Here is an 18,800-nt window from a genome sequence, read left to right as displayed (position 1 = left end):
TCACGCCTCCTTCGTCTCGGTGGGAGCGGTGGTACGACGGCGGCGCAGCGGCGGCTTGGCGCCCAGGCGCTTGGGGTCCAGACCGGACCACGGGTGGCCGCCCGCGAAGAACTTCCGGCGGGCCAGCAGCGTCATCAGCGGCTTGGTGAAGAAGAAGACCACCACGACGTCGAGGAGGGTGGTCAGGCCCAGCGTGAACGCGAAGCCCTTCACCTTGCCGACGGTGACGATGAACAGCACGAACGCGGCCAGGAACGACACGAAGTCGGAGACCAGGATCGTGCGCCGGGCGCGCGGCCAGCCGCGTTCGACAGCCGGGCGCAGGGTGCGGCCCTCGCGGATCTCGTCCCGGATGCGTTCGAAGTAGACGATGAAGGAGTCGGCCGTGATGCCGATGGCGACGATGGCGCCGCAGACGGCCGGCAGGTTCAGCGCGAAGCCGATGGCCGGGCCCAGCAACGTCATGATCGCGTAGGTGAGGACCGCGGAGACCGCGAGGCTCGCCAGCGCGACCAGCGCCAGACCGCGGTAGTAGGCGACCAGGTAGACGACGACCAGCGCGAGGCCGATGGCGCCCGCGATCAGCCCCGCCTGGAGCTGCTCGCCGCCGAGCGCCGCGGTGACCGTGGTCTCGTCGGCGATCTTGAAGGAGAGCGGCAGGGCGCCGTAGGACAGCATGTTCGCCAGGTCCTCGGCGGTCTGCTGGGTGAAGCCGCCGGAGATGGTGGCGCTGCCGCCGTTCAGCCGCTGGCTGACCCGCGGGTCGGAGACGACCGCACCGTCCAGCACGATGGCGAACTGGTTCTGCGGCTGGGTCTTGGCGGCCAGCTTGCCGGTGATGTCGGCGAACTTCTTGCCGCCGGCGCCGGTGAAGTCCATCTGGACGATCCAGCCCTGGCCCTGCTGGCTGTCGAAGACCGCGGAGGCGTCCTTGACGTCGGTGCCCTCGACGCCGACCGGGCCCAGCACGTACTTCTGCGAGCCGTCGTCCTTGCAGGCCACGACCGGGTCGCCCGGCTTCGTGCCGGCGGCCTTCTCACCGGCCGCCGCGCGCGACTGCTTGGTGGTGCAGTCCAGGTCGGCGAGCTGCTTCTGCAGCGCGGCCGGGATCTCGTCGGCGCCGGTGGACGGCTGCGGGGTGTCGCTCGGCGCGGGCGTGCTGCTGCCGGACGCCTTCGGCGGGTCGGACGGACCCTTCTTCAGCGCGTCGGTGACGGCGCGGCCCTGGGTCGTGGAGGTGGGCGTCGGCTTCGTGGAGGGCTTGTCACCCTGCTTGCCGTCGTCCTTCCCGTCCTTCTTGCCGTCGTCGCCCTTGCCGCTCGCGGAGGGGGTGGGGCTCGGGCTGGTCGACGGTGTCTTCGCACCGGCGGTGGTGGTCAGCACCGGCCGGAAGCCGAGCTGAGCGGTGGTACCGACCTGCTGGCGGGCCTGTTTCGCGTCCGTCCCCTTGGGGATGTTGACGACGATGTGGTTGGTGCCCTGGGTCTGGACCTCGGCCTCGGACACACCGAGCCCGTTGACACGCCGCTCCATGATGCCCGCGGCGGTGTTCATGTTGGTCTCGTTGATCGCGTTGGGCTTGCCGGGCTGGTTACGGGCCTCCAGCGTGAAGCTCGTACCGCCGGCGAGGTCGATGCCCAGCCGGGGCGTCGAGCTGCCGGAGAGGAACATCCCGCCGACCAGCGCCACCATGGCGATCAAGATCAGGACCAGGGTGCGCCCCGGCCTTCCCTGGCCCCCAGGAGACCTGCGGCCCTTTTTCGGTGCTGCCACCTTCTCGTATCTCCCTGTCCAACCGCCCGGCTCGGTGCCTTGCCGGGCGGCCACGAAGTGTAGTGGGGACGTGCCCCCGCCGGAGCCTAAACCGTCCCGGAACCGCGGTGCACCGCTCGAAGGGTGCTCCGCGGTTCCGTCGGGGCGGGGCTACTTCGCGTCGGCGCCGCCGTCCTTCTTCTCGGCCTGGTCGGCCTTGTCGGCCTGCGCACCGCTCTTGGCGCCCTCGGCGGCCTCGGCGCCGGCCGCGTCCTCGGCCTTCCCGGCGTCCTTCGCGTCCGCGGCGGGCTCGCCCTTCGCCAGGTCGGCCTTCGGCGACTTGTCCAGGTTCGCGGGCTTGTCGCCGGCGTCGGCCCGGTCGTCCGCGGCGGTCACGGCCGGGGTGCCCTCGGTCAGCGACGAGGCGTCGTCCGGCACGACCGCGCCGTCCTTGCCGCCCTCGGCGCCGTCGAGGATGCGGTTGTACTCCTCGTCCGGGAGGACCGCGCCGACCGCGTTCTTGGCGTAGAGGGCGTGCACGCCGGGGGCCACCTCCAGGAGGACGGTGTCGTCGTGGATCTCCTTGACGGTGGCGTACATGCCCCCAATCGTCCGGACGCCGGTGCCGGGCTGCATCTCGTCGCGCATCTGCGCGGCCGCCTGCTGCTTCTTCTTGGCGGACCGGGTCATCAGGAACATGGCCCCGATGAGGACGATGAAGGGGAGGAGAGTCACGATACTCACGGGACGAAAATCCTTCGCACGACCGCAAGTCCGCGGTCTGATATACGGGGGTGGGAATGCCGGACCATACGGTCGGCATCGGCGGAGTCTAAGCGAGTCCGCACCGGTGGAACAACGCCCAGCATGGCACCGCAGTTCCTGACCCGGCGAGTCCCCGCGCCGTCACGCCCCGAAGAGCCCCTGCTGTCCGGCGCCGCCCGCCTGCTGCTGGGGCGGCGTCAGCCCCATGTGGGTCCAGGCGGCGGGGGTGGCGATCCGGCCCCGGGGGGTACGGGCGAGCAGGCCCTCGCGTACGAGGAACGGCTCGGCGACCTCCTCGACGGTCTCACGCTCCTCCCCCACCGCCACCGCCAGGGTGGACAGGCCCACCGGTCCGCCGCCGAACAGCTTGAGCAGCGCGGTGAGCACCGCGCGGTCCAGGCGGTCCAGGCCGCGGGCGTCGACCTCGTAGACGTCCAGGGCCTGTGCGGCGGTCTCCCGGGTGATCACGCCGTCCGCCTTGACCTGCGCGTAGTCGCGGACGCGGCGCAGCAGGCGGTTGGCGATGCGGGGGGTGCCGCGGGAGCGCCCGGCGATCTCCGCGGCGCCCTCGGCCTCTATGTGCACGTCGAGCAGCCCGGCGGAGCGGTGGATGACGCGTTCCAGTTCGCCGGGGGCGTAGAACTCCATGTGGCCGGTGAAGCCGAAGCGGTCGCGCAGCGGCGGGGGCAGCAGGCCTGCCCGGGTGGTGGCGCCGACCAGGGTGAAGGGCGGCAGTTCCAAGGGGATGGCGGTGGCACCGGGGCCCTTGCCGACGATGACGTCGACGCGGAAGTCCTCCATGGCCATGTAGAGCATCTCCTCGGCGGGCCGGGACATCCGGTGGATCTCGTCGAGGAAGAGCACCTCGCCCTCCTGGAGGGAGGACAGGATCGCGGCCAGGTCGCCGGCGTGCTGGATGGCGGGGCCCGAGGTGATCCGGATCGGGGCGCCCATCTCGGCGGCGATGATCATGGAGAGGGTGGTCTTGCCCAGGCCGGGGGCGCCGGAGAGCAGGACGTGGTCGGCGGTGGCACCCCGGGCGCGGGCCGCGCGCAGGACCAGGTCGAGCTGCTCGCGCACCCGCTCCTGGCCCACGAACTCGTCCAGGTCCTTGGGGCGCAGCGCGGCCTCGACCGCGGTGTCCTCGCCGTCCGCGTCGGACCCCACCAGCCGGTCGGGCCACTCGGCCGTGCCGCCCGGGGGCGGTCCGGCCGCGGTCTCGGTGGGCTCGTCCCAGTTCACTGCGTCCTGCCTCACGTGGTCGTACCGGCCGGGTCGGCCGGCTTCATGTCGCGGTTCTTACGGGGGTGGCCGGCCGTACGGGCCCGGGGCGCGAAGCCGCCGCGCCGGGCCCGGCGGCCAGGGGTCGCTTCCCACCGCACCGGGCTCACCGCGCCCGGTTCAGCGACTGGAGGGCCGCCTTGAGCAGCTGCGACACCTGCGGCGTGCCGCCCTCGGCGAGCGCCGCCTCGGCCTGCGGCGCGACCGCGGACACCGCCTCGTCGGCCTCCCGGGTCGCGTACCCCAGGCCGATCAGCGCGGCGTGCAGCTGGTCGCCCCACCCGGCCGTCACGGCACTGCCGACGCCCGCGCCGCCCGTGCCGACGGGCGCTCCGAGCCGGTCCTTCAGCTCCAGCAGAAGCTTCTGTGCACCCTTCTTGCCGATGCCGGGCACGGCCGTGAGCGTCTTCTCGTCACCGTTGGCGACGGCGAGGCGCAGCGTGTCCGGGGAGTGCACCGCGAGCATGGCCTGCGCCAGCCGCGGCCCCACCCCGCTGGCGGTCTGCAGCAGTTCGAACGTCTGCCGCTCGTCGTCGTCGGCGAAGCCGTACAGGGTGAGCGAGTCCTCCCGTACGACGAGGGAGGTGGCCAGTTTGGCCTGCTGGCCGATGCGCAGCCCGGACAGGGTGCCCGGCGTGCACTGCACGGCCATGCCGATGCCGCCCACCTCCACGACGGCGGTGTCCGGAGCCAGGGCCGCGACCGGGCCGGAGACGAAGGCGATCATCGGGTGGTGCCCTTCTGGGGTGTCCCGGGCCGCGGCCCGGGTGCGCGTGCGGGAGTACGTCGGACTGGTGCGGGCGCCGGGCGGGCACGGGCGGCCGCCTGTGCCTGCTGGAGCCGGTTGACGGCGTGCGCCTGCTGGAGGCGGTTGACGGCGGGCGCGCGCCAGATGTGGCAGATGGCCAGCGCCAGCGCGTCCGCCGCGTCGGCCGGCTTGGGCGGGGCGTCCAGCCGCAGCAGCCGGGTGACCATCGCGCCGACCTGCGCCTTGTCGGCGCGGCCCGACCCGGTCACGGCGGCCTTGACCTCGCTGGGGGTGTGCAGCGCGACGGGCAGTCCGCGGCGCGCGGCGCACAGCATGGCGACCGCGCTGGCCTGGGCGGTGCCCATGACCGTACGGACATTGTGCTGGCTGAAGACCCGCTCGACGGCGACGCAGTCGGGCCGCTGCTCGTCGAGCCACTCCTCGATGCCGCGCTCGATGAGCACCAGCCGGTGCGCGATGTCCGCGTCGGTGGGCGTGCGGACGACGCCGACGCCGGCCATCGTCAGCGGGCGGCCCGCGACGCCGTCGACCACGCCGACACCGCAGCGTGTCAGCCCCGGGTCCACGCCCAGCACCTTCATCGCCGCTCCCCCCACTTCTCCCCTGGGTCCAACCGTTCGCCGCGGGCCTCGACCCGCTGATCAGCACAGTATCCGCTGCCACTGACAACGCAGGACGGGCCGGCGGGGTGTGTTCCCCGCCGGCCCGTCACCGCCGCAGCTGACCGCCTGTCAGGCGTCGACCTTCGCCATGACCTCGTCGGACACGTCGAAGTTGGCGAAGACGTTCTGCACGTCGTCGCTGTCCTCCAGCGCGTCGACCAGCTTGAAGATCTTGCGGGCGCCCTCATCGTCCAGCTCGACCTGCATGGTCGGCACGAAGTTGGTGTCGGCCGAGTCGTAGTCGATGCCCTCCTTCTGGAGAGCGGTGCGCACCGCGACCAGGTCGGTGGCCTCGCTGAGCACCTCGAAGGACTCACCGAGGTCGTTGACCTCCTCGGCACCCGCGTCCAGGACCGCGCCGAGCACGTCGTCCTCGGACAGCTCGCCCTTGGGGACGATCACCACGCCCTTGCGGTTGAACAGGTACGAGACCGAGCCGGGGTCGGCCATCGAGCCGCCGTTGCGGGTCATCGCGACCCGCACGTCCGAGGCGGCGCGGTTGCGGTTGTCGGTGAGGCACTCGATGAGCACCGCGACACCGTTGGGGCCGTACCCCTCGTACATGATCGTCTCGTAGTCGGCACCGCCGGCCTCAAGACCGGCGCCGCGCTTGACCGCGGAGTCGATGTTCTTGTTCGGAACCGACTGCTTCTTCGCCTTCTGGATGGCGTCGAAGAGGGTCGGGTTGCCCTCGACGTCGGCGCCGCCGGTGCGCGCCGCGACCTCGATGTTCTTGATCAGCTTCGCGAAGAGCTTGCCGCGCTTGGCGTCGATCACGGCCTTCTTGTGCTTCGTCGTAGCCCATTTAGAGTGGCCGGACATCCGCCTGTCTCCTTCGCGTAACCAGGTTGAGAAACGAACGCCCCAGATCCTACCGGGACGGGGTCGGGCCGCCGCACACACGGCGCCCGCCCCGCGGCGGACCACTACGCACCGGCGCGCACCATGTCCACGAAGTACGCGTGCACCCGATGGTCGCCCGTGAGCTCCGGATGGAAGGACGTGGCAAGGACGTTACCCTGCCGGACCGCCACCGTGTGCCCGTCGTACGACGCCAGCACCTCGACGACGGCCCCCGTCGACTCCACCCAGGGCGCCCGGATGAAGACGCCCTGGACCGCTCCGCCCGCGATTCCGGCCACCTCGACCGCCGCCTCGAACGACTCGTTCTGCCGCCCGAAGGCGTTACGGCGCACGATCATGTCGATGCCGCCCAGCGTCTCCTGGTCGGCGCGCCCGTCCAGCAGCTTGTCGGCCAGCATGATCATGCCCGCACACGTCCCGTAGACCGGCTTGCCGGAGCGCACGAACTCCCTCAGCGGCTCCAGCATCCCGAAAACGACCGCCAGCTTGGACATGGTCGTGGACTCACCGCCCGGTATGACCAGGCCGTCCAGATCATCCAGTTCCTCGGGCCGGCGCACCGGCCGGGCCAGGGCGTCCGCCGTCGCCAGCGCCGTCAGATGCTCGCGCACGTCGCCCTGGAGGGCCAGCACGCCGATGGTGGGGGTACTCATGCGTCCGTCGTTCTCCCGCTCGCCGTCTTCGCGCCCTCGGCGCCCGTCCGCCCGCTCACCAGCCGCGGTTGGCGTAACGCTCCGCCTCGGGCAGCGTGTCGCAGTTGATGCCGACCATGGCCTCGCCCAGGTTGCGCGAGACGTCCGCGACGATCTTCGGGTCGTCGTAGAACGTGGTCGCCTTCACGATGGCGGCGGCGCGCTTGGCCGGGTCACCGGACTTGAAGATGCCGGACCCCACGAAGACGCCCTCGGCGCCGAGCTGGCGCATCAGCGCGGCGTCGGCCGGCGTGGCCACACCACCGGCGGAGAACAGCACGACCGGCAGCTTGCCCAGCTCGGCGACCTCCTTGACCAGCTCGTACGGGGCCCGCAGCTCCTTGGCCGCGGCGAACAGCTCGTTGTTGTCACAGCCCCGCAGCTTGGCGATCTCACCCTTGATCTGACGCAGGTGACGCACCGCCTCGACGACGTTGCCGGTACCGGCCTCGCCCTTCGAACGGATCATGGCCGCACCCTCGGCGATCCGGCGCAGCGCCTCACCCAGGTTGGTGGCGCCGCACACGAACGGGGTGGTGAACGCCCACTTGTCGGAGTGGTTGACCTCGTCGGCCGGGGTCAGCACCTCGGACTCGTCGATGTAGTCGACGCCGAGGGACTGCAGCACCTGCGCCTCGACGAAGTGCCCGATCCGCGACTTGGCCATGACCGGGATGGAGACCGCCTCGATGATCCCGTCGATCATGTCCGGGTCGGACATCCGGGCCACCCCGCCGTCCTTGCGGATGTCCGCGGGCACCCGCTCCAGGGCCATGACCGCGACGGCACCGGCGTCCTCGGCGATCTTCGCTTCCTCCGGCGTGACGACATCCATGATCACGCCGCCCTTGAGCTGCTCGGCCATGCCGCGCTTGACGCGGGCGGTACCGGTCTCGGGGTTCCCGGCGGGAGCGGTGGCAGACGTGGCGTTCGGCGTGCTGGACACGGTATGACCTCACTAAGTGCGGGCGGATGGACTCCGCCGCCCACACAACCGTTTGCGCCCGGCCAGTGAAAAGGGCCAATCGGAAGGCAGTGGCTCGTCAGCGGCCGACAGCACGGTCGCCGAGCACCAACGGGGGCTCGTCGTCCATCTCGAAGGCCATCGGAAACGGCGCATGCCCCGCGAGCCGGAACCAGCGCACCACCCGGTGACGGCGCACGGCACGCGCGGCCCGCACGGCGTCGTTGTGGAACCGCCGCGCCATCGGCACCCGGCGCACCGCCGCCGTCAGCTCGGCCACCGTCTGCTCACCGCCGGGCGCCTCCCGCACGGCTTCGAGCTGCCCCTCGTCGTCGAAGACCGCCCGCAGCGCCTGGCTCAGCCCGCTCTCGGCCACCTCCCGCTGCTCCTCGGCCGCCTGCCGCGCCTCGTGCGCCACCTCGTAGAGCACGATCGACGCGGCCGGATCGAGAATCCCCGACGTCCCCAGCTCCTGAGCCACCGAGGCCCGCCGCAACAACTGCGCGTCCAGCGCCGCGCGCGCCGCGTCGATACGGGCGTGCAGACGGTCCAGCCGCCCCGCGGTCCAGCTCAGGTAGACACCGATGACGACGAGAACGGCCGCGATCCAGATCAAAGTGGTCACGCCGGGTCACAGTACCGGCCGCCACGAACTCCTCGGTGTTCGCCTGGTGGGGGGTGCGATGCGCGCGTTGCGCGCGTGGTGCGCGGTGGGGCCGGTGGTGGGTGGGCTCGGGGTCACTCCGGGGTCACGCGACCCCGAGCCCTGCCCGTCGGGCGACTTTCGGAGTCATCGGGCTGGGCTTTTCACAAGCCCGAGCGTTCCCGGTGCGGTGCGCGCGTTGTGCGCGGAGGGGCCGGTGGGTGGGGGCTCGGGGCCGCTCCGGGGTCACTCCTCGGCATCCTTTAGTTGAAGTGATTTGGATACGTGGGCCCGCGTGCGGACTGCCTGCGGGGAGACCCCTGCGCGACCCCGAGCCCCGGCCGTCGGGCGGCTTTCCGAGCGATCGGGCTGGGGACTTACACAAGCCGGGCGTGTCCCGGTGCGTCCCGGCACCCCGGTGCGCCCCTGCGCCCGAGTGCCCGGGCGCGCGAGTGCCCGAGTGGCGTCCGGCGCGCCAGCGTCCGAGGGCTCGCGTGCCCGAGTGGCCGCGCGTCGTCCGGCGCGTCAGCGTCCGAGTGCCCGAGCATCCGGGTGCCCGAGTGGCCGGGTGTGGTCCGGCACGCCAGTGCCCGGGTGCGCGAGTAGCGTCCGGCGCGTCAGCGCCCGAGTGGCGCGGCGGAGCCGCGTCGGGGTGGGCTGGTCCGGGGCGCGCGTCTCATCGCCGGGGAGTGGGCTGCCGTGCCGCCATGCCCGCCGTGAGCCTCACCACCAGGAGGGCGGGCACCGGTGTGATCGGAAACCTCCCCCACCGACCTCGGCTCGCCGAACCGGCCGGAGGGGGCGTGTAGGGGGCCATCCCCGCAGGCAGTCCGCACGCCGGCCCACGTATCAATTCACTTCAACTAAAGGATGCCGAGGAGTTGGCCCCCTGCGCGCCCCCGCCCCCACCACGAACCCCACGCGAGCCGAACGTCAGCACAAAACCACCCTCGCGCGAAGCGCACGAGGGCACCCCGGGCCTTCGGCGGCCAAAGGCCGCCTCAGTCCCGCGCCAACCCCCACCGCGCACGCAACCCCGTCCGCTCATCCGTCGCCACCATCGCCGCCCCCGCGGTAACCGTCTCGTACACGGCGAGAATGTCCGCCCCGACCGTCGACCAGTCGAAGCGCCGCACATGCCGGCTCCCCCGCTCCCGCAGCTCCGCGAGCCGATCGGGGTCCCCCAGGAGCCGTACTGCCGCAGCGGCGAGCGCCCCCGCATCCTCGTTGGCGAACAGCTCCCCGGCCTCCCCCTGATCCAGCACCTGGGCGAACGCGTCCAGGTCACTGGCCAGCACCGGCGCCCCCGCCGACATCGCCTCGACGAGGATGATGCCGAACGACTCGCCCCCGGTGTTGGGCGCGACGTACAGGTCCACGCTGCGCAGCAGCCGCGCCTTGTCCTCGTCGCTGACCATGCCGAGGAACTCCACCCGGGAGCGCAGGTCGGCGGGCAGTGCCGCGACGGCTTCCTCCTCGTCGCCGCGGCCCGCGACCAGGAGCCGGGCGTCGGGTACGGCGGCGAGGATGTCCGGCAGGGCCCGCATGAGGACGGGCAGGCCCTTGCGGGGTTCGTCGATGCGGCCGATGAAGCCGATGGTGCGGCCCTGCCACTCCTCCTTCGGCGCGGCGTCGGCGAAGAAGTCGACGTCGACGCCGTTGGGGATGACGACCGCGTCGCCCCCGAGGTGTTCGACCAGGGTGCGCCGGGCGTATTCGCTGACCGCGATCCGGGCGCTGATCTTCTCCAGCGCGGGCTGCAGGATCGGGTACGCCGCGATCATGACGCGGGAGCGCGGGTTGGAGGTGTGGAAGGTGGCCACGATCGGGCCCTGCGCCGCCCAGCAGGCGAGCAGCCCGACGGACGGGGTGCCGGGTTCGTGGATGTGGATGACGTCGAAGGCGCCGTCGTGCAGCCAGCGGCGGACGCGGGCCGCCGACAGGAAGCCGAAGTTGAGCCGGGCAACCGAACCGTTGTACGGCACGGGGACGGCACGTCCGGCGGAGACGACGTACGCCGGCAGTGGTGTCTCGTCGTCCGCCGGAGCGAGTACGGACACCTCGTGGCCCAGCCGGATCAGGTGCTCGGCGAGGTCACGGATGTGGAACTGGACGCCGCCCGGAACGTCCCACGAGTACGGGCAGACGATGCCGATTCTCAAGACTGCTCCGTCCCCCGGGCGTCGGCACGCGCCTCATCGGTACCCGCTGCACCGGGACGCACCCCGTCGGCACCCCCCGCCTCCGCGCGCCCGGCGCGCCCCGCGGGGCCCCGCGCCTCCAGGTCACCGAGCCACAGACGTTGCAGCATGTGCCAGTCCTCCGGGTGGTCGGCGATGCCGGAGGCGAAGGCGTCGGCCATCTCCTGCGTCATCGTGGCGGCCTTCTCGGCGCGGGTGCCGGTCTGCGGCACCTCGATCTCCGGGTGCACCCGCCCGCGCATGACGGAGCTTTCGTCGTACCACAGGGTGACCGGCAGGAGCATCGCCCCGGTCTGCACCGCGAGCATCGCGGGCCCGGCCGGCATCTTGGCCGCCTCACCGAAGAATTTCACCTCGATGCCGGAGGCGGACAGGTCCCGGTCGGCGACGAGGCAGACCAGGCCGCCGGCCCGCAGCCGCCGGGCGAGGATGCCGAACGCGGCGCCGCCGGTGTGCGGCAGCACCTCCATGCCCAGGCCCTCGCGGTAGGCGACGAACCGGTCGTAGAGCGATTCGGGCTTGAGGCGTTCGGCGACGGTGGTGAAGGGCACGCCCAGTTTGGTGGTGACCCAGGCGCCCGCGAGGTCGTAGTTGCCCATGTGCGGCAGGGCGAGGATCACGCCGCGGCCGCTCTTCAGACCGTCCACCAGGTGGTGCACGTCGGCAGGCGCGAACCCGCCCCGTATCCGCTCCTTGCTCCAGGCCGGCAGCCGGAAGGATTCCATCCAGTAGCGCAGATAGGAGCGCATCCCGGCCCGGGACAGCTGGGCGAGGCGCTGCGGCGTGGCGTCCGGGACGACGCGCGCGAGATTGGCCTCCAGGCGCAGGATGCCCTTGCCGCGCCGTTTCCAGACCGTGTCGGCGATCCGGCTCCCGAGCGCCTTCGCGGCAGGTTCGGGCAGTTTCTTGACCGCGCTCCAGCCCAGGGCGTACGCCCCGTCGGTCAGCTTCTCGCGGTCGATGGTCGGGCGCTTCACGCGCTGTTCCCCCCTTGTGCGACGGCGTCGGCCTCGGCGGACTCCCGGCGTACGGTCACCACGCGCTGGGCGAGGGTGACCGCGCTGCCGACGGCGACCACCCACAGGGCGACCGGCAGCAGGTACTGGACGCCGGGGACGCCGAAGGCGTGCAGTCCGGCGAGGCCGGCGGCGACCAGCGTGATGACGAGCCGCTCGGCCCGTTCCACCAGTCCGTTGACGTTCACCGGCAGCCCGATGCTCTCGCCCCTGGCCTTGGTGTACGAGACGACCTGGCCGCTGGCCAGGCAGAAGATCGCCACCGCGCAGAGCCAGAGACTGTCGCCGGCCCCGGCGTACCAGAGCGCCAGCCCGCCGAAGATCGCCGAGTCGGCGACCCGGTCGAGCGTGGAGTCGAGGAAGGCCCCCCAGCGGCTGGAGCGGCCCAGCTGCCGGGCCATGTTGCCGTCCACCAGGTCCGAGAACACGAACAGCGTGATGACGATCGTGCCCCAGAAGAACTCGCCGAGCGGGAAGAAGACCAGGGCACCCGCCACCACACCCCCCGTGCCGACGAGGGTGACCGCGTCCGGGCTGACCCCGAGACGGATGAGCAGGGCGGCGAATGGCGTGAGGACACGCGTGAAGAATGCACGCGCGTACGTGTTCAGCATGGCCTTCCCGGAGGTCGATACGGGCCGCGCGGTCAATGGGGCCACCGGCTGGCCCATCGTAGCCAGGCGGCACCCGCGTACCGCGAACGCACCACGGCCCGGGGCACGACCTGTGACCGGCCAAGACGTGGGCGCAGCAGCTGTCACACCGGCGCGGGCCCGCGGTGGCGGGGCGTACCGCAAGATCCCTGATCGTCCCTTGTGCGATGTATGGACGTGCCATGACCAGGGTGGAAAGCTCGAACCACCGCAAAGTGTCGACCGGGAGGCGAGACACATGGGCGAGAAGACGAGGACACATCCAGGAGCCGCCGGCAGGGCGACATCGGCCGGCCGGCCCACGTCCCTGAGGAATGTGGTGCTGGTCGGCCACAGTGGTGCGGGGAAAACGACGCTGGTGGAGGCGCTGGCCCTGGCGACCGGCGCGGTCAACCGGGCGGGCCGGGTGGAGGACGGCGGCTGCCTGTCGGACTACGACGAGATCGAGCACCGGCAGCAGCGGTCGGTGCAGCTGTCCCTGGTGCCCGTCGACTACGGCGGAATCAAGATCAACGTATTGGACACACCCGGGTACGCCGACTTCGTCGGAGAGCTGAGGGCCGGTCTGCGGGCAGCGGACGCGGCCCTCTTCGTCGTTTCGGCGGCGGACGGCGTGGACGGCGCGACGCGCATGGTCTGGGACGAGTGCGCGGCGGTCCGGATGCCGCGCGCGCTGGTCATCACGCACCTGGAGGCCGCGCGCGCCGACTTCGACCAGATGACCCGGCTGTGCGGCGCCACGCTGGGCGGCGACGACCCGGACGCCGTCCTCCCCCTGTACCTGCCGCTGTACGGCACGGCGGGCGCCGACGGCCACGCGCCGGTGCACGGTCTGATCGGCCTGCTCACCCAGCGGGTCTTCGACTACTCCTCCGGCGAACGCGTCGAGCGCGCGCCGGAGGCCGACGAGCTGCCGCTGATCGAGGAGGCCCGCAACCGGCTCATCGAGGGCATCATCGCCGAGAGCGAGGACGAGTCCCTCATGGACCGCTACCTCGCGGGCGAGGACATCGACGTGAAGACGCTCATCGGTGACCTGGAGACGGCGGTGGCCCGCGGCACCTTCCACCCCGTGCTGGCCGCGGCCCCGGCCGCGGAGGGCGCCCGGCAGGGCCTCGGCACCGTCGAGCTGCTGGATCTGATCGCCCGCGGCTTCCCCACCCCCGCCGAACGCGAAGCCCCGGCCGTCACCACCCCCGACGGCAAGCCGCGCCCGGCGCTGACCTGCGATCCGGCGGGCCCGCTGGTCGCCGAGGTGGTCAAGACCTCCTCCGACCCGTACGTGGGCCGGCTCTCGCTGGTCCGGGTCTTCTCCGGCACCCTGCGGCCGGACGAGACGGTGCACGTGTCGGGGCACGGCCTGGAGGACCGCGGCCACGAGGACCACGACGTGGACGAACGGATCGGCGCCCTGTCCGCCCCGTTCGGCAAGACCCAGCGCTCCCTGTCGCAGGCGATCGCCGGCGATCTGGCCTGTGTGGCGAAGCTGACCCGCGCCGAGACCGGTGACACGCTCTCCGACAAGGACGCGCCGCTCCTGATGGAGCCGTGGACGATGCCGGACCCGCTGCTGCCGGTCGCCATCCAGGCGCACAGCAAGGCGGACGAGGACAAGCTCTCCCAGGGGCTGTCCCGGCTCGTCGCCGAGGACCCGACGATGCGCCTGGAGCACAACCAGGGCACCCACCAGGTGGTGCTGTGGTGCCTGGGCGAGGCGCATGTCGACGTGGCCCTGGAGCGGCTGCGGTCCCGGTACGGCGTGCAGGTCGACACCGTGCCGTACAAGGTCTCGCTGCGGGAGACCTTCGGCGGCAAGGCGGCGGGCCGCGGGCGGCATGTGAAGCAGTCCGGCGGGCACGGCCAGTACGCGATCTGCGAGATCGAGGTGGAACCGCTGCCGGGCGGCAGCGGCATCGAGTTCGTGGACAAGGTCGTGGGCGGCGCGGTGCCGCGGCAGTTCATCCCGTCCGTGGAGAAGGGCGTACGGGCGCAGGCGGCGCGCGGTGTCGCGGCCGGCTATCCGCTGGTCGACGTCCGCGTCACGCTGCTGGACGGCAAGGCGCACTCGGTGGACTCCTCCGACGCCGCGTTCCAGACGGCGGGTTCGCTGGCGCTGCGCGAGGCCGCCGGGGACGCCCGTATCCATCTGCTGGAGCCGGTGGCCGAGGTGACCGTACTGGTTCCGGACGATTTCGTCGGGGCGGTGATGAGCGATCTGTCCGGGCGGCGCGGCCGGGTGGTGGGCACCGATCAGGCGGGGCACGGGCGCACTCTCGTACGGGCCGAGGTGCCGGAGATCGAGATCAGCCGGTACGCCGTGGACCTGCGCTCCCTCTCGCACGGCACCGGCCGCTTCCACCGGTCCTACACGCGGCACGAGCCGATGCCGCCGCAGCTCGCCGCGAAGCTCCGCGAACAGGAGGAGAACGGCTCGTGAGAGCCCGCACACCGGCTCCGCCGCACGTCACGTCGCCGGCCGTCCGCCTCGGCAGCACCGGGGTGGACGGCGGCGGTACGCTGTGACCGCAGCTCAGAAGGTGTGCGACCGACGGTAGTTGGGCAGAAGGCCGCAGCAGCGGATGCGTGCGGGTGATGGGGGCGGTAGTGGCAGCAGACGGCTTCGACTTCAGTCCCGGGGCGCAGGTCCCGCTGTCCGGCGGTGCCGGACAGACCGCGGCCACCCAGGCGTTGGCCTCGGCGGCGTACCGGGACAATCCGCTCGCCGACATCTCCAAGGCCGACTCCGCCACCGCGAAGTCGACCATCAAACCACCCAAACTCTCCCTGTTCGAGCCGAATCTGGGCGAGGCGTTCTCCCGCGCGCTCCAACTGCGGATGCTCGGCGGTGCCCGCGGCGCGCTCATCCAGTCCTTCGGCATCGAACCGCAGACGGTCGTCGAGCACTGCCTCGCCGCCATCCGCATCCGCAAGATCCGTGATGTGAAGCTGACCGTCCTGATGGTGGGCTTCGGGCTGCTCTTCCTGCCCGGCGTGCTGCTGTGGCTGGGCGCGTTCCAGCTCAAGAAGCTGCTGTCGAAGGCGCAGGGCACCGGCACCTCGGCGCTCGGTGTGGCGCTGATGCTCGCCGTCGGCGCCATCGCGGTGCTCTTCCTGGTGAAGCTGCCGTTCACCGGTTTCTGGTCGGTGTATCTGCGCGCCATGGTGGTGGTGCCGGTGATCGGCTGGTGGTGGGCGAAGCGGATCAGTGAGGCCACCGCGAAGGATCTGCGGGAGGCGTGGAAGGGCCTGCTCGAAGGCGGCGGCGTGGGCGCCAAGATCCCCGAGGCGGTCCCCAAGGACCCGAACGAGACCGCCGCCGAGCAGATGCGCCAGAGCCTGGCGAAGCTCACCGCCGAGCAGCACAGCAACGTCGCCTTCTACGCGGGCCCCAACGGCATACTCGGCATGGGCACCCGCTGGGGCAGCTGGCAGATGGCCGAGGAGCTGCGGCCCGCCGTGGAGGGCGGCGAGATCAACCCGTTCCGCAGCTACGACGTGATCCGCGTCATCCACGACCGGCTGCGGCTGCTGGAGCGCAGCCCGCTGCACACCGGCGGCTTCAAGGACGCCCCCTCCGTACGCCACTGGGTCGTGGTGCCGGTCGGCGAGAAGGCCGGTTCCGTCTCCCGCCCCGAGGGCACCGAGGTGGAGGCGTTCCAGGTGCGCGGGCACGAGATAGAGCGGATCTGCAACGAGCAGCAGTTCGGCAGCGGCAGCCGGCACTACCTCGGCGTGCAGTTCGTACTGTGGGACGGCCAGCTGGTGATAACCCTGCTGATCACGGTCACCGTGCTGCACGAGACGCTGCGGGTGGAGGTCACCGGTCACGCCCTCGGCCCGGTCAATCCGCTGTTCACCTCCAAGCCGGCGCCGAAGAGCAAGAGCGTCTCCAAGACGGTGAAGTTCTGGGAGACCAAGTCCGTGAGCCTGCCGCTGGTCGACGCGAGCGAGGTGGTACGGCTCGCCGCCCGCGCCCCGCTGACGTGGTTCCCCGGCTTCCTGGAGTTCCTGGGCGGGAAGCTGACCCTGCCGGAGCCCTTCGGCCTGCGGCACGCCTGGGCCGACAAGCCCTGGCGGCACCGCTTCATGGCCGACGACGCGCTGCGGGCGGCGACCCCGGTGCTGCGCGTGGTGCACTCCGCCGCCCTGAGCGTGCTGAAGGAGAACGGTGTGGACATCGCGCGCTTCGACAGCCGCTCGCTGGTGCTGAGCGGCCAGGTGCAGGCCGCAGAGCCCAAGAAGGCCGACGAGTACAACGCGTAGCCGCGGAGCCGCTCGTCGCGGCGGTCGGCCGAGAACCCCGGGACGGCCGGGCGGCCGAACGCCCTGGGGCGGGGTGGCCGCGTACACCGCCGGGCCCTCGCGTCGTGGTCGCGCGCCGTTGCGGCGGGAATTTCGCCGGAGCGGCGCCGGGGCGTAGGCGGGCCCGCGCACTCGTCGGGCCCGCCTGCCGTGGAACCGTCTACCGGAAGATCCCTGTATGTCCCAGTGAGTACCGTCCCGGCTGCGGATAGACCGCCAGCCCGTGCGGTCCCTCCCCCACCGGAATCTTGGCCAGCGTCTTCCCGGTCCTGGTGTCCATCGCGTACACCTCGGAGTTGTAGCGGCCGGACAGCCACAGCACGTTGCCGTCGGCGGACACCCCGCCCATGTCGGGGCTGCCGCCGCCGGGGATGTGCCACTTGTCCACGAGTTTGCCGCTCTTGAAGTCGAGCAGGGAGACGGAGCCCTCGCCGCGGTTGGAGATGTACATCTTCTCGGAGTCACGGCTGACGTAGAGGCCGTGGGCGCCCTTGCCGGTCGGCATCAGCTTCGGCTGTTCGAACGTGTCGCCGTCCAGCACCCACATGCCGTCGGCCATCATGTCCGCGACGTACCACGTCCGGCCGTCCGGCGACATCTTCACGTCCTGCGGCATGGCGCCCCGGAACGGCAGTTTCTGCTGTCCGACGACCTTCATCCGCTCGGTGTCGACCTTCAGCAGTTCGCCCGAGAACTCGCAGGAGACGATGAAGTACTTCCCGTCCACCGAGAAGTCCGCGTGGTTGACGCCCGCGCAGCTGACCGGGACGGTCTTGCGCACCTCCATCGACTTCGGGTCGCGGAAGACCAGTTCCTTGTCCATGGAGGCCATCACGACGGCGTACTTGCCGTTCGGCGTGAAGTAGAGGTTGTACGGGTCGTGCACGTCCACCGCCTGGCCGGACCTGCCGGTCGCCGGGTCGATCGGCGTCAGGTCGTGGCCGCGGTTGTTGTTCACCCACAGGGTCTTCATGTCCCAGGACGGGACGACGTGCTGCGGCTGCACCCCGACCGGGATGGTCTCGATGACCTTGTACGTCTTGGGGTCGATGACGCTGACCGTGTCGGAGCCGGTGTTGGGCACGTACACGCGGGAGGGGAAGTTTCTGACCTGCGGCGCGAGCTTGTTCGGGCGGTCGGCCGCGTACACGTCGCGCTCGTCCAGCGGCGGCGGCATGCCCGGCAGCAGCGACTTGGCGGCCTGCGCGGGCGAGGCCGGGGTCGACGCCCCGGGGCTGCCGCCGGCGGCCTCCGGTCCGCTGCCGCCGCACCCCGCCGCCGTCAGTGCGCAGGCGACGGCCAGCAGCGCGGCCCGCCGGCCGGTACGGGCACGTTTTCGATCGTGGGTCGGGGTCCGGTCAGCCATCAGGTCACAAGCTCCGTTGTCGTCACCGCGCGCAGTCCGCGCCGGTGCAGGCCGTCGAGGATCGGGGGCAGCGCGGCAACCGTGCCGGCGTGCCCGAGGTGGAGGCTCACGATGGATCCCGCGCGGGCCCGGTCCAGCACGGTGCGCTGGACGGCGGGGGCGCCGGGGTCGTCCGCGTCGAGGGAGTCGACGTCGTAGGAGAGGACGTGCGGATAGCCGGCCTTACGGGCCAGCCGGGTCACCAGTGCGGTGGCGTACTGCGTACGGGAGGGGCGGAACCAGCTGCCGATCGTGCCGGTCAGTTTCCGCAGCCGGTCGGCGCATCCGGTGATCTCGGCGTACGCCTCGGCCGCCGGGAGGGTGCAGAGGTCGAGGTGGCGCTGGGTGTGATTGCCCAGTTCGTGGCCGCCGTCGAGAATGCGGCGGGCCATCAGCGGCTGCTCGTCGAGCCAGCTGCCGACGGCGAGCACGGTCACCCGGGCGCCGGCCCGCTCGGCCTCGCCGAGCAGCGCGGCGGCCGTCTTCGGGTCGCCCTGGCCGTGGAAGGTGAGGGCGATCGCGTCGCCGCGCTGCGGGCCGTGCTGGATCTGTACGGGCAGGCCGGGCGCGCGGGTCGGCGGGCGGGCCCGCCGGGCGGCGCCCGAGGCGGCCGTTCCCGAGGGGCGCGTCCCGGGACCCGGCGGACCGGTCCCGCTCGGTGGCGGGGAGCCGGAGGCCCGTACGGGCGCGGTGTCCGTACGGGCTGTCGCGCACCCCGGGGCGAGCGCACCGGCGGCCGCGGCCGTGGCGGTGCGCAGCACGGAGCGACGAGGCAGGGAAGTCACCCCACCATTAGAGGGCAACGTGTCCGCATTTGTCGCTTTGTCGGAT

The 18,800-nt window shown here is 71.8% G+C and carries 17 protein-coding genes; 2 read left to right on the top strand and 15 right to left on the bottom strand.

The features are described from left to right. From secD to pgsA, 13 genes are all read right to left on the bottom strand, one after another. Entirely contained in the window at window positions 1-1,773 is a 1,773-nt protein-coding gene (gene secD, locus OEIGOIKO_RS34775; RefSeq protein WP_125057364.1) for a protein translocase subunit SecD, read from the bottom strand. 150 nt (window positions 1,774-1,923) lie between these two features. Then, complete coding sequence (yajC, locus tag OEIGOIKO_RS34770; protein ID WP_125057363.1) at window positions 1,924-2,496, bottom strand: preprotein translocase subunit YajC; 573 nt, start codon at window positions 2,494-2,496, stop codon at window positions 1,924-1,926. 162 nt (window positions 2,497-2,658) lie between these two features. Continuing rightward, complete coding sequence (ruvB, locus tag OEIGOIKO_RS34765; protein ID WP_371858820.1) at window positions 2,659-3,759, bottom strand: Holliday junction branch migration DNA helicase RuvB; 1,101 nt, start codon at window positions 3,757-3,759, stop codon at window positions 2,659-2,661. Window positions 3,760-3,770: 11 nt separating this feature from the next. Beyond that, window positions 3,771-3,899 (bottom strand): hypothetical protein, encoded by a 129-nt coding sequence (locus OEIGOIKO_RS43625; protein WP_281288418.1) that lies wholly within the window; start codon window positions 3,897-3,899, stop codon window positions 3,771-3,773. Window positions 3,900-3,904: 5 nt separating this feature from the next. Continuing rightward, entirely contained in the window at window positions 3,905-4,525 is a 621-nt protein-coding gene (ruvA, locus tag OEIGOIKO_RS34760; RefSeq protein ID WP_125057362.1) for a Holliday junction branch migration protein RuvA, read from the bottom strand. Beyond that, window positions 4,522-5,148 (bottom strand): crossover junction endodeoxyribonuclease RuvC, encoded by a 627-nt coding sequence (gene ruvC / locus OEIGOIKO_RS34755; RefSeq protein WP_125057361.1) that lies wholly within the window; start codon window positions 5,146-5,148, stop codon window positions 4,522-4,524. Before ruvC ends, ruvA begins: the two co-directional genes overlap by 4 nt. Before the next feature lie 150 nt (window positions 5,149-5,298). After that, window positions 5,299-6,051, bottom strand: a complete 753-nt coding sequence (locus tag OEIGOIKO_RS34750) for a YebC/PmpR family DNA-binding transcriptional regulator (RefSeq protein WP_125057360.1) — start codon at window positions 6,049-6,051, stop codon at window positions 5,299-5,301. A 104-nt stretch (window positions 6,052-6,155) separates the two neighbouring features. After that, window positions 6,156-6,746 (bottom strand): pyridoxal 5'-phosphate synthase glutaminase subunit PdxT, encoded by a 591-nt coding sequence (pdxT, locus tag OEIGOIKO_RS34745; protein ID WP_125057359.1) that lies wholly within the window; start codon window positions 6,744-6,746, stop codon window positions 6,156-6,158. A 55-nt stretch (window positions 6,747-6,801) separates the two neighbouring features. Next, window positions 6,802-7,731 carry a pyridoxal 5'-phosphate synthase lyase subunit PdxS gene (gene pdxS, locus OEIGOIKO_RS34740; protein WP_125057358.1) on the bottom strand — a complete coding sequence of 310 codons (930 nt, stop codon included), beginning with the start codon at window positions 7,729-7,731 and terminating at the stop codon, window positions 6,802-6,804. A gap of 97 nt (window positions 7,732-7,828) precedes the next feature. Continuing rightward, window positions 7,829-8,374, bottom strand: coding sequence for a LemA family protein (locus OEIGOIKO_RS34735; protein WP_125057357.1), 546 nt, complete (start codon window positions 8,372-8,374; stop codon window positions 7,829-7,831). Between the two features lie 1,019 nt (window positions 8,375-9,393). Then, window positions 9,394-10,554, bottom strand: coding sequence for a glycosyltransferase family 4 protein (locus OEIGOIKO_RS34730; protein WP_125057356.1), 1,161 nt, complete (start codon window positions 10,552-10,554; stop codon window positions 9,394-9,396). Then, window positions 10,551-11,570 carry a phosphatidylinositol mannoside acyltransferase gene (locus tag OEIGOIKO_RS34725; protein WP_246177724.1) on the bottom strand — a complete coding sequence of 340 codons (1,020 nt, stop codon included), beginning with the start codon at window positions 11,568-11,570 and terminating at the stop codon, window positions 10,551-10,553. The genes OEIGOIKO_RS34730 and OEIGOIKO_RS34725 overlap by 4 nt, the downstream gene beginning before the upstream one ends. Beyond that, a complete protein-coding gene (gene pgsA / locus OEIGOIKO_RS34720; RefSeq protein WP_371858757.1) occupies window positions 11,567-12,280 on the bottom strand; it encodes a phosphatidylinositol phosphate synthase in 714 nt (237 codons plus the stop codon). The genes OEIGOIKO_RS34725 and pgsA overlap by 4 nt, the downstream gene beginning before the upstream one ends. Before the next feature lie 220 nt (window positions 12,281-12,500). Between pgsA and OEIGOIKO_RS34715 the strand changes: the two genes are divergently transcribed. After that, the gene (locus OEIGOIKO_RS34715; RefSeq protein ID WP_125057355.1) at window positions 12,501-14,699 is read left to right on the top strand and encodes an elongation factor G-like protein EF-G2; all 2,199 of its coding nucleotides are present in this window, start codon (window positions 12,501-12,503) and stop codon (window positions 14,697-14,699) included. A gap of 155 nt (window positions 14,700-14,854) precedes the next feature. Continuing rightward, window positions 14,855-16,525 carry a hypothetical protein gene (locus tag OEIGOIKO_RS34710; protein WP_125057354.1) on the top strand — a complete coding sequence of 557 codons (1,671 nt, stop codon included), beginning with the start codon at window positions 14,855-14,857 and terminating at the stop codon, window positions 16,523-16,525. A gap of 199 nt (window positions 16,526-16,724) precedes the next feature. On the opposite strand, the gene OEIGOIKO_RS34705 is transcribed toward OEIGOIKO_RS34710, so the two are convergent. Further along, complete coding sequence (locus OEIGOIKO_RS34705; protein ID WP_125057353.1) at window positions 16,725-17,930, bottom strand: YncE family protein; 1,206 nt, start codon at window positions 17,928-17,930, stop codon at window positions 16,725-16,727. Beyond that, the gene (locus OEIGOIKO_RS34700) at window positions 17,930-18,754 is read right to left on the bottom strand and encodes a polysaccharide deacetylase family protein (RefSeq protein WP_125057352.1); all 825 of its coding nucleotides are present in this window, start codon (window positions 18,752-18,754) and stop codon (window positions 17,930-17,932) included. The genes OEIGOIKO_RS34705 and OEIGOIKO_RS34700 overlap by 1 nt, the downstream gene beginning before the upstream one ends. Between the last annotated feature and the right edge of the window lie 46 nt (window positions 18,755-18,800).

Origin of the sequence: Streptomyces paromomycinus, from assembly GCF_003865155.1 — a bacterium.
GTDB classification, from domain to species: domain Bacteria; phylum Actinomycetota; class Actinomycetes; order Streptomycetales; family Streptomycetaceae; genus Streptomyces; species Streptomyces chrestomyceticus.
The sequence above is the reverse complement of the archived record's forward strand: the minus strand, read 5'-3'. Positions and strand labels throughout refer to the sequence as shown.

Coding starts and splice junctions, on each gene's coding strand:
- ruvA (WP_125057362.1), bottom strand. CDS start 4,525: ATGATCGCCTTCGTCTCCGGCCCGGTCGCGGCCCTGGCTCCGGACACC.
- ruvC (WP_125057361.1), bottom strand. CDS start 5,148: ATGAAGGTGCTGGGCGTGGACCCGGGGCTGACACGCTGCGGTGTCGGC.
- OEIGOIKO_RS34750 (WP_125057360.1), bottom strand. CDS start 6,051: ATGTCCGGCCACTCTAAATGGGCTACGACGAAGCACAAGAAGGCCGTG.
- pdxT (WP_125057359.1), bottom strand. CDS start 6,746: ATGAGTACCCCCACCATCGGCGTGCTGGCCCTCCAGGGCGACGTGCGC.
- pgsA (WP_371858757.1), bottom strand. CDS start 12,280: ATGGGCCAGCCGGTGGCCCCATTGACCGCGCGGCCCGTATCGACCTCC.
- OEIGOIKO_RS34715 (WP_125057355.1), top strand. CDS start 12,501: ATGGGCGAGAAGACGAGGACACATCCAGGAGCCGCCGGCAGGGCGACA.
- OEIGOIKO_RS34710 (WP_125057354.1), top strand. CDS start 14,855: ATGGGGGCGGTAGTGGCAGCAGACGGCTTCGACTTCAGTCCCGGGGCG.
- OEIGOIKO_RS34705 (WP_125057353.1), bottom strand. CDS start 17,930: ATGGCTGACCGGACCCCGACCCACGATCGAAAACGTGCCCGTACCGGC.